Annotated in this window: 10 protein-coding genes and 1 pseudogene; 2 read left to right on the plus strand and 9 right to left on the minus strand. The window is 62.4% G+C overall.

Going from position 1 to position 14,516, the window contains the following annotated elements; translation table 11 throughout:
* Positions 1 to 158: 158 nt before the first annotated feature.
* The 3 genes from tyrS to ACTFPK_RS08255 form a co-directional block, all read right to left on the minus strand.
* Positions 159 to 1,418: a tyrosine--tRNA ligase gene (gene tyrS, locus ACTFPK_RS08245; RefSeq protein ID WP_126134844.1), complete on the minus strand. Its 1,260-nt coding sequence runs from the start codon at positions 1,416 to 1,418 to the stop codon at positions 159 to 161.
* A gap of 99 nt (positions 1,419 to 1,517) precedes the next feature.
* Positions 1,518 to 2,948 (minus strand): argininosuccinate lyase, encoded by a 1,431-nt coding sequence (argH, locus tag ACTFPK_RS08250; RefSeq protein ID WP_274733585.1) that lies wholly within the window; start codon positions 2,946 to 2,948, stop codon positions 1,518 to 1,520.
* A gap of 86 nt (positions 2,949 to 3,034) precedes the next feature.
* Positions 3,035 to 3,820: a nitroreductase family protein gene (locus ACTFPK_RS08255; protein ID WP_439911415.1), complete on the minus strand. Its 786-nt coding sequence runs from the start codon at positions 3,818 to 3,820 to the stop codon at positions 3,035 to 3,037.
* A 306-nt stretch (positions 3,821 to 4,126) separates the two neighbouring features.
* Between ACTFPK_RS08255 and ACTFPK_RS08260 the strand changes: the two genes are divergently transcribed.
* On the plus strand, positions 4,127 to 5,674 hold the full coding sequence (locus ACTFPK_RS08260; protein ID WP_274733588.1) for an MFS transporter: 1,548 nt from the start codon (positions 4,127 to 4,129) through the stop codon (positions 5,672 to 5,674).
* An 89-nt stretch (positions 5,675 to 5,763) separates the two neighbouring features.
* Here ACTFPK_RS08260 and ACTFPK_RS08265 read toward each other — a convergent pair whose 3' ends face one another.
* The 6 genes and pseudogenes from ACTFPK_RS08265 to ACTFPK_RS08290 all read right to left on the minus strand — a co-directional run bounded on the left by ACTFPK_RS08265 (position 5,764) and on the right by ACTFPK_RS08290 (position 13,017).
* On the minus strand, positions 5,764 to 6,999 hold the full coding sequence (locus ACTFPK_RS08265; protein WP_274733589.1) for an argininosuccinate synthase: 1,236 nt from the start codon (positions 6,997 to 6,999) through the stop codon (positions 5,764 to 5,766).
* A 2-nt stretch (positions 7,000 to 7,001) separates the two neighbouring features.
* Positions 7,002 to 7,475 (minus strand): arginine repressor, encoded by a 474-nt coding sequence (locus ACTFPK_RS08270; protein ID WP_126134839.1) that lies wholly within the window; start codon positions 7,473 to 7,475, stop codon positions 7,002 to 7,004.
* Positions 7,476 to 8,695: 1,220 nt separating this feature from the next.
* Positions 8,696 to 9,226 (minus strand): annotated as a pseudogene (locus tag ACTFPK_RS08275) (dynamin family protein); the annotation flags it as partial.
* Positions 9,205 to 10,962, minus strand: coding sequence for a dynamin family protein (locus tag ACTFPK_RS08280; RefSeq protein ID WP_274733593.1), 1,758 nt, complete (start codon positions 10,960 to 10,962; stop codon positions 9,205 to 9,207). The gene ACTFPK_RS08280 and the pseudogene ACTFPK_RS08275, both read right to left, overlap by 22 nt.
* Entirely contained in the window at positions 10,959 to 12,275 is a 1,317-nt protein-coding gene (hisS, locus tag ACTFPK_RS08285) for a histidine--tRNA ligase (RefSeq protein ID WP_274778334.1), read from the minus strand. Before hisS ends, ACTFPK_RS08280 begins: the two co-directional genes overlap by 4 nt.
* Before the next feature lie 13 nt (positions 12,276 to 12,288).
* Complete coding sequence (locus ACTFPK_RS08290) at positions 12,289 to 13,017, minus strand: MBL fold metallo-hydrolase (protein WP_274733596.1); 729 nt, start codon at positions 13,015 to 13,017, stop codon at positions 12,289 to 12,291.
* 141 nt (positions 13,018 to 13,158) lie between these two features.
* Here ACTFPK_RS08290 and ACTFPK_RS08295 point away from each other — a divergent pair, with 141 nt between their 5' ends.
* Positions 13,159 to 14,451, plus strand: a complete 1,293-nt coding sequence (locus tag ACTFPK_RS08295; protein WP_126134834.1) for a DUF349 domain-containing protein — start codon at positions 13,159 to 13,161, stop codon at positions 14,449 to 14,451.
* The last annotated feature ends 65 nt before the right edge of the window (positions 14,452 to 14,516 follow it).

Genomic DNA, 14,516 nt, shown 5'->3' on the forward strand with positions numbered 1-14,516 from the left:
AACCGCACAGAAAATCAGGCAAAAATCCCTAACTACGCCGCTATCCCGCCATTGGCCTATTCGTCCACCGTCTACAGAAGTGGCGGCGCTACCACCACCGGTAACGCCGCCACTACCTAGCCCACCGCGCGTGCGAGAGCCGTTCTTTACATCGCTATTTACTCCGTAACACGGATAACCGCGAGGTTTTTCTTGCCCTTGCGCAGCACCACGACGCCCCCGGGAAGAACATCGTCGGCGCTGAGAACGTCAGCCTCTCCAACTTTGCGATTGTTGATATTCAGGCCGCCGGATTTCGCGGTACGCCGCGCGGCGCCCAGGCCCCGTTCCTGGCCCGTGGCCACGAAGAGCTCCGGAATCGGAGTTCCCACGGGCGCCGTCGCCTGCGGCAGCTCCGCTACGGCGTCGCGCAAGGTATCGGCATCCAAAGCTGCCAAACCGTCGCCACCGAAAAGCGCGCGCGAAGCATTGTCCACCCGTTCGGCAATATCTGCGCCGTGCACCCAGGCCGTCACGTCCTGAGCAAGCACGCGTTGTGCCCGCCGTTCCTGGGGACGCTCCGCCACCGCGGTAGCCAGCTCCTCGATTTCTTCCCGAGTCCGGAAAGTAAAGACCTTGAGCATATGCACCACGTCTTCGTCGGCGGTATTGAGCCAGAACTGGAAGAACTTGTAGGGGCTAAGCATCTCGGGGTTGAGCCATACGGCTCCGCCTTCGGATTTCCCAAACTTTGTGCCATCCGACTTGGTGATCAACGGATTCGTGAGCACGTGCACCGATTCGCCCGTCACTTTGCGGATGAGGTCCATGCCTCCCACGAGATTGCCCCACTGGTCGTTCCCGCCCACCTCCAAGGTGCAACCGTAACGGGTGAACAGCTCAAGGTAATCATTGGCCTGGAGAACCTGGTAGGAAAACTCGGCGTAGGAAATACCTTCATCCGATTCCAGGCGCCGCGCCACAATGTCCTTGGAGAGCATCGTCCCAAGCCGGAAATGTTTACCCAGGTCACGCAGGAAATCAATCGCGGAAAGCTGCCCGGTCCAATCGAGGTTATTGACGAGCCGAGCCGGGTTATCACCCTCGAAATCCAGCAGACCGCGCAGCTGCCCGGCCAGAGATTCCACCCACTGAGCAACGGTGTCACGTGGATTAAGCGTGCGTTCTGTTGAGGGGCGCGGATCCCCGATGAGCCCGGTCGCCCCACCCACGAGTACTAGTGGATGGTGTCCGGCCAGCTGGAGGTGCCGCATCAGCTTCACCGCGACAAGGTGACCGTGGTGCAGCGAAGCCGCCGTCGGATCAAAACCGCAATAGAAGGTGACCGGACCGGAGTTCAGCGCGCTACGCAGCGCGTCAATATCCGTATGCTGGGCGATCAGCCCCCGCCATTCCAGTTCCTCAAGAACGTCCTTCACGTCTCGTGTCCTTCCGTTGTACTTCGCGCGCCACGGGCCTTTCCGTAACGTCACGTCCGGACGTTATCACGCCCGGTTTATTCCTGCCACTATCTCTTTTTACGACGACGCCGCACCGGTCGCGCTGCGGGCAAAGCCCTCCGCGCGCCCGATGGATTCCCGCGCAGTGGCCAACTGCTCCGCAACACGCTCCGGTGCGGTTCCCCCCACCCCGCGCCGGGCCCCCACAGAGGCAGCCACCGTGAGCACATCCCGAACATCCGCGGTGAGCCGCGCGTCGATGGAGCGCAGCTCGTCGTCGTTCATATCCCATAATTCGATGCTGCGCTCTTCACAGAAGGCGACCGCGCGACCCGAAATTTCATGCGCGTCCCTGAAAGGTACCCCGCCGCGCACCAACCACTCGGCGATATCGGTGGCAAGGGAGAATCCCTGGGGTGCCAGCTCGGCCATGCGCTCGTAGTTAAGCACCATGGTCTCTACCATGCCCGCCACTGCCGGGAGGAGGAGGTCAAGGGTATCGATGGCGTCGAAAACCGGTTCTTTATCCTCTTGTAGATCTCGGTTATAGGCGAGCGGGAGCCCCTTGAGGGTAGCTAGTAATCCGGCCAGATCACCGATGAGGCGCCCGCTCTTGCCGCGGGTCAATTCGGCTACGTCCGGGTTCTTTTTCTGCGGCATAATCGAGGATCCGGTCGCGTAGGCATCATCAAGAGTGACGAAGCGGAATTCGCGGGTATTCCACAGGATAATTTCTTCGGAAAGCCGCGAGAGATCCACCCCGATCTGGGCGCAGATATAGCTAAATTCGGCAACCAGGTCCCGTGCTGCGGTGGCATCAATGGAATTGTGTTCGGGGGCGTTAAAGCCTAGTTCTCTCGCGATTGCCGCAGCGTCCAGCCCCAGGGTATTCCCCGCCAGCGCCCCGGCACCGTAGGGCGAATACGCGGCCCGTTTATCCCAATCCTGCCAGCGCCCGATATCACGCAATAGCGGCCAGACATGGGCGAGCAGATGGTGGGCTACCAGCACCGGCTGGGCATGCTGGAGGTGGGTACGCCCGGGCATAACCGCATCGCCGGCGCGTTCGGCCTGCGAAACGAGCGCCCGCACCACCGTCAGCAGTTTTTCGCTCAGGTACCGCGCCGCGTCGCGCAGGTACATGCGGATAAGCGTGGCGATTTGATCATTGCGCGAGCGTCCAGCCCGAAGCTTCCCTCCCAGCTCGGCCCCGGCTTCGGCCAGCAGGGCACGTTCCAGCGCGGTATGCACATCTTCATCATCGGGGGAAGGCGTGAGTTCCCCACTGGCCACCCGCTGCCCGAGCGTATCCAGCGCGGCCAGCATCGCGGCGAGCTCGGAATCGTCCAAGAGTCCTGCCCCGGCCAACGCCCGGGCGTGGGCGTGGCTCCCGGCCAGATCGTAGGGTGCCAGGCGCCAGTCAATATGAGTCGAGCGTGAAAGTTCGGTCAGGGCGTCAGCGCTGGAACCGCTGAAGCGCCCACCCCAGAGGGCAAGATGTTCAGTCATTGCACTATTCTAAACACCCTCACTTTCGGGCGGGAAGTTCCGCAACTCCCCCGCGGGAAATTGGGTGCCCTCTCACCGATATTCCACTATTCTTCCGCGGGAAGTGCCACGTCAAATCCCTGCGCGCCGATGGCGGCCAATAACCGCCCGCGCCGCGCCACCGAACCGCTCAGCCGGGTAGGCACGTAATCGGTGAAGGGGCCGACCGGCTTTCCGTAGCGGATATCCACCCAAGGCGCGATGGCGGCGTCGTACTCGCGCAGCGATTCCACCGCGGATTCCGGTTCCTGGTAACGGTCAGTGAAAACGCGCAGCCCAGCATCCATGCGGGGCTTGAGCGCCGGGATGCGTTCCGGATCGGGATAGCCCATGATGAGGCCAATAACCGGGAACGTGAGTTCGGGCAATTCGAGCACCTGGCAGATGCGTTCGGCGTCGTTCAAAATAGAACCGAGGTACGTGGTACCCAAGCCGTGGCTTTCCGCGGCCACCACGGTGTTCTGCGCCGCGATCATGCAATCCGCAACCGCGGCGTTAAAGGCGTCATAGCTGCGGGCCCCGGCACCCTCACCGCCCTGCTCCTGGCACACGCGCCAGGCACGGCGCGTATCCGCCACGAAAATCCACAGTTCAGGTGCCTGCGCCACGTAGGCCTGGGTGCAGACTTCTGCGATGGCCTGGCGACGGGCCGGATCCTGCACTCGAATAATGCTTGCGTATTGCATGCCCTGCGAGGTGGCGGCGTGCAGCGCGGCCTTGACCAGGGTGGCGGTAAGTTCCTCCCCGAGCGGCCGGCCATCAAAATCACGAATGGTGCGGTGGTTGAGCTGAGTGCGCAGCGTGGCAGCCGCGGCAGTATCCGCGAGGCGCATATCTTCTTAAGTCTTGTGTGAAGTATCCATACGGGTATTCTCCCACGCTTGGGCCACAGCGCAAGATTCGTCACAGCTGGCATTGCCGGGGAATGCTGCTATGCTGGCACCCGTACCGGGACTGCTGTCTCTGCTCGCTCGCCTCAGTGCGGGCTCTTTTTGTGCATGCGGCCGGGTGTTCGGCTACCTGCCGTCCCCGCCGCTCACCTTTGTACACCACAGCATCGCAGAGTTACCGGAGCTAGGTTGCGCTCGTCTCACGGCTATATCTATGCCGCCAGCGTGCGCGTTGTTGTGAAGGATGGAATGGAAAATACGCGTTATTTCACGATTCCGGGTTCGGACCGAACGTATGACCGCAATAAGCTCCTTGTGGTGCTCATCGTTGCGCTTGTCATGTCGCTTATCCAGGTCAGCTCGGTTAATAATCTGCTTCCTATTATCGAAACGGGCCTGAATGCCGGGCGCGGTGATATTCAGTGGGTGCTCTCCGGATATTCCCTAGCTTTCGGGCTGCTCCTGGTTCCCGCGGGGCGCCTGGGCGATATCTTCGGACGCTCCTCGCTGTGGATGATCGGGATGGCGGTGTTTACGCTCGGTTCGCTACTGTGCGGGGTGGCCAGCGACGCGTTTATCCTCAATATCGCGCGCGCCCTCCAGGGCATCGGGTCGGGGATTTTCTCGCCCCAGGTCACCGGCATGATCATGCAGTATTTCGACGGTCACGCCCGCGCTAAAGCCTTCGCCTATATGGGCCTGGCCGTTTCCGCCTCGGTCGCCGTGGGGCCGCTACTCTCGGGGAGCCTCGTGCAGATCTTCGGGCCCGTGGGGTGGCGGTGGTCCTTTATTCTCAACGTTCCGCTCGGTTTGCTTGGTTTGGGGCTGGGTATTTTCTTGCTGCCCTTCCTCAAAGAACGGCGCGCTATTGGCGACGACGCCGCTAAAATCGATGCCGCCTACCGGGCAGAAATGGAACGTCGGGGCCAACCGGTCGGCCGCCGGCGCGGGCATCGCCTCGACCTTGACCCGGTGGGGATGACCCTGCTGGCTCTCGCGGTGCTCTGCCTCATGCTGCCCTTCATGTCCCACTTCGCCTGGCGCTGGGCACTGCTGGGCGGCGGGGCCCTCCTCGGGCTGGCCTGGGTGCTCTGGGAGCATTCTTATGCGAAACGGGGACGGATTCCCATGGTCAATCTGCGCCTCTTCCGCATCGAATCCTTCAGTTTCTGCACCTCCATTACCGCCATCCAGTTCCTGGGAACAACATCTGTTTTCGTGGTGCTGGCGATGTATCTCCAGCAGGGCATGGGATTCAATGCTTTGCAGGCCGGGCTCCTCGGCTTGCCCAACGCGATTGCCTCGGCCTACGCCTCGGTGTGGGCAGGGCGCTACGCGGTGGCGTGGGGTCGGCATATCCAGGCGGGCGCTTTCGCGCTCGCGCTGGTATCGCTCGCTTCGAGTATTCCGCTGGCCGCCGGAATTGCCTATTCGGGGTGGAGTCCGTGGTGGCTTTCCCTCCCCATCTGCGTTTTCGGCTTCGGTATTGGCGTGATTGGTTCGGCCAATCAGACCCAGGCAATGATTGACGTTCCGCCCGCCCACGGCGGTACCGCGGGCGGGGTGCAGCAAACCAGTCAGCGCATTACCACCGCTATCGGCAATGCGATGGTGACCGCGATTCTCTTTGCCTTCGTCAACGAGGGAACCCCGCGCGGGGCCGGTGCCTGGTTCACGGGTTACGCGGCTTCCATGGGGACGATCTGCTTTATCGTGGCACTTGCTCTCACTGTCTCGATTATTTTCATGCGCCGGCCTGCCTCGCCCGCGATGCTGCACGCCCGCGAAGCGAAGTAACGCATCATCAAGCACCGAAGTAAAAACGGGGGCCGAGGTCGTGACGACCTCGGCCCCCGTTCTAGATACAGCCGCGCGGGCGCACCGCGCTAGTTCAGTCGCGCGGGCGGGATAGCCACCCCGCGCCCGAAGGCAACATCGCGGGCGGCGGCAAGTTTCGCGGGCAGCCCGGTCAATTCGATGAAGCCCTTCGCGTGTGACTGGTCGAAGGAGTCACCGGCATCATAGGTAGCCAGGTTGAAATCGTAAAGCGACGCCTCCGAGCGCCGCCCGGTCACGGTAGCGCGCCCACCATGCATAACCATACGAATATCACCGGAGACATAGCGCTGGGTATCTTCGATATAAGCGTCAAGGGAGCGCTTGAGTGGTGAGAACCACTGGCCTTCGTATACGATATCCGCCCAGCGGTCCGCGACGGTGCGCTTGAAGCGCGCCTGCTCGCGATCCATCGTCACGTTCTCGAGTTCCTTATGCGCGGTGAGCAGCGCCATGGCACCCGGTGCCTCGTAAATCTCGCGGGACTTAATGCCAACATAGCGGTCTTCCACTACGTCGATCCGGCCAATCCCCTGCTTTCCGGCTCGCTTATTGAGTTGTTCAATAGCTTGCAACGGAGTGACGGCTTCGCCGTCGATCTTGACCGGAATACCACCCTCAAAGGTGATGATCACTTCATCGGGCAGCGGCGGATAGGTCGGATCATCCGTGTAGGTATACACATCCTTCGTGGGTGCATTCCACAGATCTTCGAGATACCCGGTTTCAATGGCCCGCCCCCACACATTCTGGTCAATGGAGAAGGGATTATGGTGAGTCGTTTCAATGGGCAAATTATGCTTATTGGCGTAATCAATAGCGAATTCGCGGGTGAGCGCGAGATCTCGCACCGGGGAGAGGCACGCCAGATCCGGCCCCAATTGGGTAATACCGTTTTCGAAACGAACCTGGTCATTACCTTTTCCGGTACATCCGTGCGCCACCGTGTTCGCCCCGAATTGCCGAGCCGCAGCCACCAGGTGCTTGACGATAACCGGGCGAGAAATAGCGGAAATAAGCGGGTAGGCGTCCATGTAGAGCGCTCCGGCTTTGAGGGCCGGCATGCAGTATTCACTGGCGAATTCATCGCGGGCATCGGCGATATAGGCCTCCACGGCCCCGCAATCGAGGGCGCGCTGGCGAATGGTCTCCAGATCCTCGCCGCCCTGGCCTACGTCCACGGCAACGGTGATCACTTCAGCTCCGGTTCGCTCCCCGATCCAGCCGATCGCCACCGAGGTGTCCAGTCCGCCCGAATAGGCGAGAACTACCCGCTCCTTCGCCATTATTACTCCTTTTTCTCCCCCATTGAGAGGAGGTGTTGCCTGATCTCTACCGCGCGTTCTTCGCTGCGGGCAATGACCAGCACGGTGTCGTCTCCGGCAACGCACCCGAGCACGCCGTCCAAGCGCGCCCGATCGATCCCGGCGGCGAGTAGCTGCGCGGCCCCGGGCGGGGTGCGCAGCACGATCTGGTTGAGGGCGCATTCGGCGCTGAGCAGTATTTCACGAGCCCACCGCGCCAGGCGCTCCCCGGTATCCATCGTCTGGTCAGCGATGCGATATGCCATCGATCCGTCCACCCGGATCTTCACGGCCCCCAAATCGTCTAAATCACGGGAGAGCGTGGCCTGGGTGACATCCACCCCGGCACGTATGAGATACTCCCGTAATTCATTTTGGGAACCGATGAGATGAGCTTCCAGAATCGAGGCGATAAGCCCTTGGCGGGCGGTGCGACTCGAAGGAATTCCGGCGGTCACAATGATCCTTTCGCATCACCGGGAACACGAACCGACGGCCCGCGCCCCCTTGCATTATAATCATACGCGCTGATGCAATTTTTTGCATTACACGCGGCGGGTGCCGGCCCGAGTCAGGCAGACACCCGCATTAATGATGCCACGGCGCGCGCAAAGTCTCGGTAGCGTTCCATTTCCGTGCGGAAAGGTGCAAGTACGGTATCGCGCACCTCCGTGTCGATAGCGCCGCGCGCCCGGGTGGTCACCTGGCGTTCAACGCGTTGCGCTCCGTGCGTGCGTGCAGCCCGCGTGCTCATACTTACGACGACGCCGCATACGGCGCCGGCCACCACGCACATCAGGCTGGCCCGGCGCAGCCCCAGCGGGAGGGCTACTCCCCCAGCTTCGGTGATGATCCCAGCGCCGATTCCCAGGGCGCCCAGCACCAGAGCGGCAAAAGCCAGCCACTGGAGGGCAGCTGCGACGCCCCACCAGCGCGGACGGTGCCAAGCCTGGCTTTCCCGCGCGATAATCCGCGCGACGCTATCGGCAAGCCGCGCGGCTTGCCGGGAAGTTTCATCGCGCACCGCCCCACGCCAGGAACGCGGGAGGAATCGGGCGGCCTGCGCAATGAATTCGCCCAGCGCTACCCTAGTTTTTTCCACGGTTCCGGAGCTCGCCACTGCGCCAGAGCCATCTGCCACATATGACGTGGCCCCCGCATCGGACATAACACCCGAATGAGACGAATGAGACGTAACTCCCGCTACCGAACTACGCATGAGATCCGCGCCGGTTCCCTTCCCACCGCCAGGAAGGGCTCGCCTCCCCCATCCGCGCAGCAGCGGCCAAGCAGTCGCGCGCCGGGCGGCCCTGCGGTAGTTGTCCGCGGCGCCCCGGGCGGCCGAATTCAGGCCGCCGGCCCGAGCCAGCCCGGTAACAAGGTCATCCACCCCGGCAATATCGGTGAGGTCACGCGGATATCCGCCTTGATCAACGAGGTTCTCCGTGAGCGCCGCGCCCACGGTCCGCACATCCGCGGCGAGTTTTTCCGCCGCGGCTCTCTTCCCCGCGGCGATTTCCACGAGCGCTCCGCGAATTTCTTCGACTCCCACCCCGGTGAGTGCAGAGGCCGCCACGATATCCGCACTCACGCCTTCGGCGGCGAGAATACGCCCCAGATCAGCCACAATAGCTTCTTCATCAGCAGCGCTGAGGCGATCAATCTGATTGATAACGATGAGGAGAGAAGAATGATATTCACCCATTGCTGCCAGGAAATCTTCGTGAACCACAGCATCGGCGTATTTTTGCGGGTCGAGCACCCAGATAACCACATCGGCCCGCGCGATAATGCGCTCGGCCTGGGCGCGGTGAGTATCCGCCGTCGAATCAATATCCGGCAGGTCCACGAGCACCAGATTGGCGGTGGTATCGGGAGCTAGCTGCAGCAGCACTTTACGTTCGCGCACCCCGAGCCAATCGAGAACGTCAGAGGCGTGGCGCCCCGAGACCCCCAGGGGTGTGCGGGTAGCCGGCCGAGTGGCGGCCACCCCGGCCACCTCCTGCCCCACAATGGCATTGAGCAGGGATGACTTGCCCGAACCGGTGGCTCCTGCCAGAGCCACCACGGTGCGTTCGGTTCCTACCAGGCCGCGCTGGCGCGCCCGGGCTAGCACATCGCGGGCCTGGCCGCGCACTGCCCCATCAAGGTAGTCGCCGCCCAGGTCGAGGGCCTGCTCCAGGTTCTTTAATCCAGTGGGAAGATCCATCCGCGCCTCCCTTCCGCGCTGCGCATCGCTTCATCCAGCTCACTCAGAGCACCCTTACTGATTCCCAAACGCGCGATTTCCTCTCGGTAGGGTGCGGCGGTGTCCGCGAAGAACTCCGCGGTGCGCCCGAGGAGATCCTCGGTGGCGGTAGCGGCCATGCGGCGAACAGCGTCGTCGCCGAAAATAGCTTCCAAAACGCGCTGCGCCACCACGGCCGTTCCCCCGGCGATAGCTACTTCCCCGCCGGTGAGGCCGGCGGAGTGGGCAAAGACAACGAGCATGAGCGCGACGCCCACCGCATTAATACCGAGCGAAACAAAGCGTGCGGTGAACTGCTTGCCGCGCCCCTGCTCACCGAGCATATCCGTGAGAGCACGGCGCCAATCGCGAACCAGGGCTCCGGCAGCGTCCCGGCGAGCCGCGCTATCGCGCTGGGAGCCCGTTTCCCCACTCCGAGACTCAACCGCGAGGACTATTCCCGCACCGGCTGCGCTGCGCTCCAATTCGGTGGTGAGGCAAGCGGCCAGACTGGCATCCGCGGTGAGGAGCATATCGGTGAGGGAATCTTCGATGGCCTCCCCCACGGAGTCCTCGCTCGCATTCCCGCCAGCGGTTCGCCGCCAGCTCAGCCGGTCACGCCACCGCGTGACGCCTGCTTGCAGCGCGCGTGCCCACTGCCCGCTGCCGAGCATCTCATGCCAGCGGCGCAGCACTTCCCCGCGCAACACGGTGCCATCCGCGATGCCGGATTCTATACTGGCACGTGCTTCTTCCAGCGCGGCATTGACGGCTGCTTCTAAACGTTCGACTTCCTCGATCTGTTCCAGATAGGAATCGCGAGCCTGGGCGCAGGTATCGGCCAGGCTACCGAGCGCCCCGGTCAGAGTTTGGCGCGCTACCGAGGCGCGCGAACGTTCATCGCGGGAGAGCCCGGCGAGCCATTCGCGCAGCGGAGCCACGTCGGCCTCCGGAATGCCCGGCGCTCCCGGGTACTCGGTTATGACAAAGAGCGGAGCGCTTCCCAAGCCGCGTTCCTCAAGCCTGCGGATCAGATCGGGCCGAATCGCCGCGGCATCCCCAACCGGCACCCTGTTGAGAACAACCGCAATGACGATATTGCGCTCAGCTGCTTCATCAAGAAGGGCCCAGGGAATCGCATCCGAATAGCGCGCGGCAGTAGTAACGAAAACCCACACGTCGGCCCCTTGGAGAAGCTGGCCGGCCAGCCTGCGGTTGCCTCCCTCGACCGAGTCAATATCCGGAGAATCCACGAGGGCCAGTCCCCGCGGGACACGAGGTGATTCCACCAAGCGGATTTCGCCGCTCGCCTCCGCTGCACTGGCGCCGGCATCGGAACGTTCGTGCGCAAGCGCTGCGCCGGCGCCGCTCAGGCGCGCCAGCCCGGGGAAAATACGGTCGCCGGAAAACCACGCTTCCTCCCCGGGAGCATGGGCGAGCACCGGGATCCTGGTAGTGGGGCGCAGTGCGGAAGACGGCGTGACAGAGGCACCCACGAGGGCGTTCACCAGGGCAGATTTACCCGAACCCGTAGACCCGCCCACCACGGCCACCAGCGGCGCGTCCAGGGAGCGCAGGCGCGGGAGCACGTAGTCATCAAGCTGGTGGATGCCGTCGGTGCGGGCATCGCGCCCGTCTACCGCACCCGGAGTGGGCAGCGGGAATCTCAGGTTGCCTAGCGCCTGGCGTACCCGCTCGAGGGAAGACAGGCGACTCACGGCATAATCACCCGCGGGTAGCGATCTTCTTCCGGCGGAGTCCAGGTATCCGGATCGGCGGGGACCTGGGTGCCCGAGCGCACATCACGGACCTGCTCGCCTTCCGCCGTCGTAAACCATACGAAAGGAATGCCGCGCTTATCGGCCGCCTTGATCTGCTTACCGAACTTCGTGGCATTATGCGACACGTCCGCGGGAATACCGCGCGAACGCAACCGCGCCGCGATGGTGGAGGCGTGGTGCCGTTCCGATTCGTCATTGACCGCCACGTACACGGCCGTGGGAACCTTGCGGCTGGCGCGGAGCAGATCTTGGTGCAGGAAACGCGCGAGCAGGCGCGAGACCCCGATGGACAGGCCCACGCCCGGATAGCTGCGGTTACCGGCCGTCGCCAGGTTATCGTAGCGCCCGCCCGAGCATACCGAACCGAGGTCTTCGTGCCCTTCCACCGTCGATTCGAAAACGGAACCGGTGTAGTAGTCCAGGCCGCGCGCAATAGACAGATCCGCGCTGACCGAACCGGGTATGAGAGAATTCGCTTCGGTTACGAGTGTTGCTAGTTCTTCCAGCCCTTCGTCCAAAAGCGACGACGACGCACCGAGCGCGCGGACTTTGTCAACGAAAGAGGCATCTTCGGTTGTGATGCCCGCCAAACTCAAGGCGAGTTGCGCCTGCTGTGCGCTTGCCCCCACGTGTTCGGAGAGCAGCTCGGTCACCACCCCGGGGCCGACTTTGTCGAGCTTATCCAGGATTCGCAGGGTTTCCTCGGTATTCTCCAGCCCGATCGCTTCGTAGAAGCCCTGGGCGAGTTTACGGTTCGAGGCGCGCACCCGCACCCGCGGGATGGGAAGCTTGCTCAGCGCATCGACCATGACGAGGGGCAGCTCAATATCGTGGTGGAAGGCGAGGGTATCCTGGCCGACCACATCAACATCGGCCTGGTAAAACTCCCGGAAGCGCCCGTCCTGGGGGCGTTCGCCGCGCCAGACCTTTTGGATTTGGTAGCGCTTGAAGGGGAAATCAAGTTTTCCGGCGTTCTCCAGCACGTAGCGGGCCAGCGGCACGGTGAGATCGAAGTGCAGACCGAGGCCGGAATCCTGGCCTTCCTCCCCCTGGAGGCGGCGCAGCACATAGACTTCTTTGGAAGTTTCGCCTTTGCGCAGCAGCTGATCCATAGGTTCGACGGCGCGAGTTTCCACTCCTGAAAAACCGTGGAGTTCAAAGGTGGAGCGCAGGGTGTCAAGAACTTTCTGTTCCACAATACGGGCTTGCGGGAGCCATTCGGGGAAACCGGAGATCGGCGCAATTTTCATAGGTACTATTCTTTCACTTCATCGCGATATAAGCGCGCAGGTACGGCGAGGCTTTGAGTTCGCGCGCCAGGGTGGAGGGTTTGCCGTGGCCGGGGAAGAAAATCGTGGAGCCTTCCACATTGGCCACGATGGTGCGCAAGGAAGCGCGCATCTGCGCATCGTTCCCGCCCTCGAGGTCGGTGCGGCCCACGCCGTCCCGGAAGAGCACGTCTCCGGTGATCATGAAATTCTCCCCAAAGCCCCAATCGGGAAGCTGCGGGGTTTCCGGATCGGCGTCGAAACGCCCCGAGAAAAGAAAAACTGTCGAGCCTTCGGTATGCCCGGGGGCAGCAATGGCGCGCAGGTGCACGCCGGGAACCAGTTCCGTTCCCTCCGTGTATATGGCTTCGGGAAGGGGCACGATCTTCTCTGGTTTCACCCAGGAACGCCCCCCGGTGGCGGCCAGAACAAGCGGGGCGTAAAAAGCATGAGCGATCGGATTATCCAGCCGGTACACATCTGGCTCAGCGATAAAGCACGGCACGCTCGAGCCGGCCACCACCCCGGCATCCCAGACGTGATCCCCGTGCCCATGCGTAGCCAGTACGGCACCCAGGCGCAAATTACGGGCTGACAAGGCGCGTTCTACCCACGCGGCACTGCCAGCTCCCGCATCAACAACCAGGGCTACCCGATGCGTAGGGTCGGCCATGATATAACAATTCGCCTCCAGGGCAGTATTGGAATACCGCAAGAAAATCATGCATTAACCGTATCCTTTCTCCCGATTTTTTCCTACTGGCACCCGGAATCCCTTTCTCCGTGGCACAATTGTGGTATACCGTAAGAATTAAAGTTGTCCCGCGGCGTGTACCTCACGCCTCTTTCTCCACAAGGAGTAACAATGTCCACAGCTCATCCCGCTCAGCCCGCTCCCGCGCCGCTGGATCCGGCCGCCGTCGCCAAAGCCCGTCCTTTCGGACGCGTGGACGACGAAGGGAAGGTGTGGCTTAAGGATGGGGATACCGAACGGGTCGTTGGCCATTACGCGGCTTCCGGCACCGAAGATGATGCCCTGGAATTCTACATTCGCCGCTATATTGACCTGGATACCCAGGTAAGCCTGGCAGAAACGCGCGCCCACCACGTATCCCCCGAAGAAAGCCGCAAGTCAATCGCGTCCCTGCGCAAGGAACTGGCTGAACCGGCCGCCGTGGGCGATATCGCGGCGCTGCGCACTCGCTTGGATAAGCTCGAAGAAGTCGTGGCGGTGCGCGCCAAGGAATACGCGGCCCAGCGCGCCGCTGCCAAGGAAGCTGCCCTCCAGGAGCGCACTCAGATTGTGGAACGCGCTGAGGAACTCGCCAACGCAAATCCGCACACTATTCACTGGCAGAATACCCGCGCTGAGCTCAATGATCTTTTCGAGAGTTGGAAACGGGCCCAGCGCCAGGGGGCACGCATCGATCGCCCCACCGAAGAAGCGCTGTGGCGGCGTTTTGCGACCGCCCGCTCCACCTTTGATCGGGCCCGGCGCAACCACTATAAGGAACTGGATGTGCGCCGCAGCCAGGTGAAGGCCACCAAGGAAAAGCTCATCGCGGAGGCCGCCGCGCTCTCTTCCTCAACCGATTGGCGGGAAACCGGGGATCGCTACCGCGAACTCATGGATGAATGGAAGCGGGCCGGGCGGGCCGGGCGCCGCGATGACGATAAGCTCTGGGAGCGTTTCATGGCCGCTCGCCAACCTTTCTACGATGCTCGGGATGCGCATTTCAGCCAGGTGGATAGCCAGTACGCGGAAAATTTGGCCGCGAAGCTCGAATTGGTAGCGGAGGCCGAAGCCCTGTTGCCCATCACCGATGTGGATGAAGCCCGCGAAAAGCTCCGTGAGATCGGGGAGCGTTGGGATGCGATCGGTTTCGTGGCGCGCGGTGATATTGCCCGGACCGAGGGCCGGATGCGGGAAATTGAGGAGAAGGTTCGCGCGGCGGAAAACGACCGCTGGAACCGTACCGATCCGGAAAAGCAGCAGCGTTCATCCGGGATGGCCGCCCAGCTCGAAGCGCTTATCGCGGAACTCGATGAGGAGATTGCCCAGGCACGCCAGGCCGGCGATGAAAAGAAGCTCACCGAGCTGAACGAAGCACGGGCCGCCCGCGTGGCCTGGCTTGAGCAGGTAAATAAGGATCTGTAACTTCACCTACCTGTGGATAAACGCAAGCCGCTCTCCCCGCCTGGGGAAAGCGGCTTGCGTTATTT

The sequence above is a fragment of the Actinotignum sp. UMB0459 genome (assembly GCF_051905915.1).
Classification (GTDB): Bacteria; Actinomycetota; Actinomycetes; order Actinomycetales; family Actinomycetaceae; genus Actinotignum; species Actinotignum sanguinis.

Coding starts and splice junctions, on each gene's coding strand:
- ACTFPK_RS08290 (WP_274733596.1), bottom strand. CDS start 13,017: ATGATTTTCTTGCGGTATTCCAATACTGCCCTGGAGGCGAATTGTTAT.
- ACTFPK_RS08255 (WP_439911415.1), bottom strand. CDS start 3,820: ATGCGCCTCGCGGATACTGCCGCGGCTGCCACGCTGCGCACTCAGCTC.
- ACTFPK_RS08295 (WP_126134834.1), top strand. CDS start 13,159: ATGTCCACAGCTCATCCCGCTCAGCCCGCTCCCGCGCCGCTGGATCCG.
- hisS (WP_274778334.1), bottom strand. CDS start 12,275: ATGAAAATTGCGCCGATCTCCGGTTTCCCCGAATGGCTCCCGCAAGCC.
- argH (WP_274733585.1), bottom strand. CDS start 2,948: ATGACTGAACATCTTGCCCTCTGGGGTGGGCGCTTCAGCGGTTCCAGC.
- ACTFPK_RS08260 (WP_274733588.1), top strand. CDS start 4,127: ATGGAAAATACGCGTTATTTCACGATTCCGGGTTCGGACCGAACGTAT.
- ACTFPK_RS08265 (WP_274733589.1), bottom strand. CDS start 6,999: ATGGCGAAGGAGCGGGTAGTTCTCGCCTATTCGGGCGGACTGGACACC.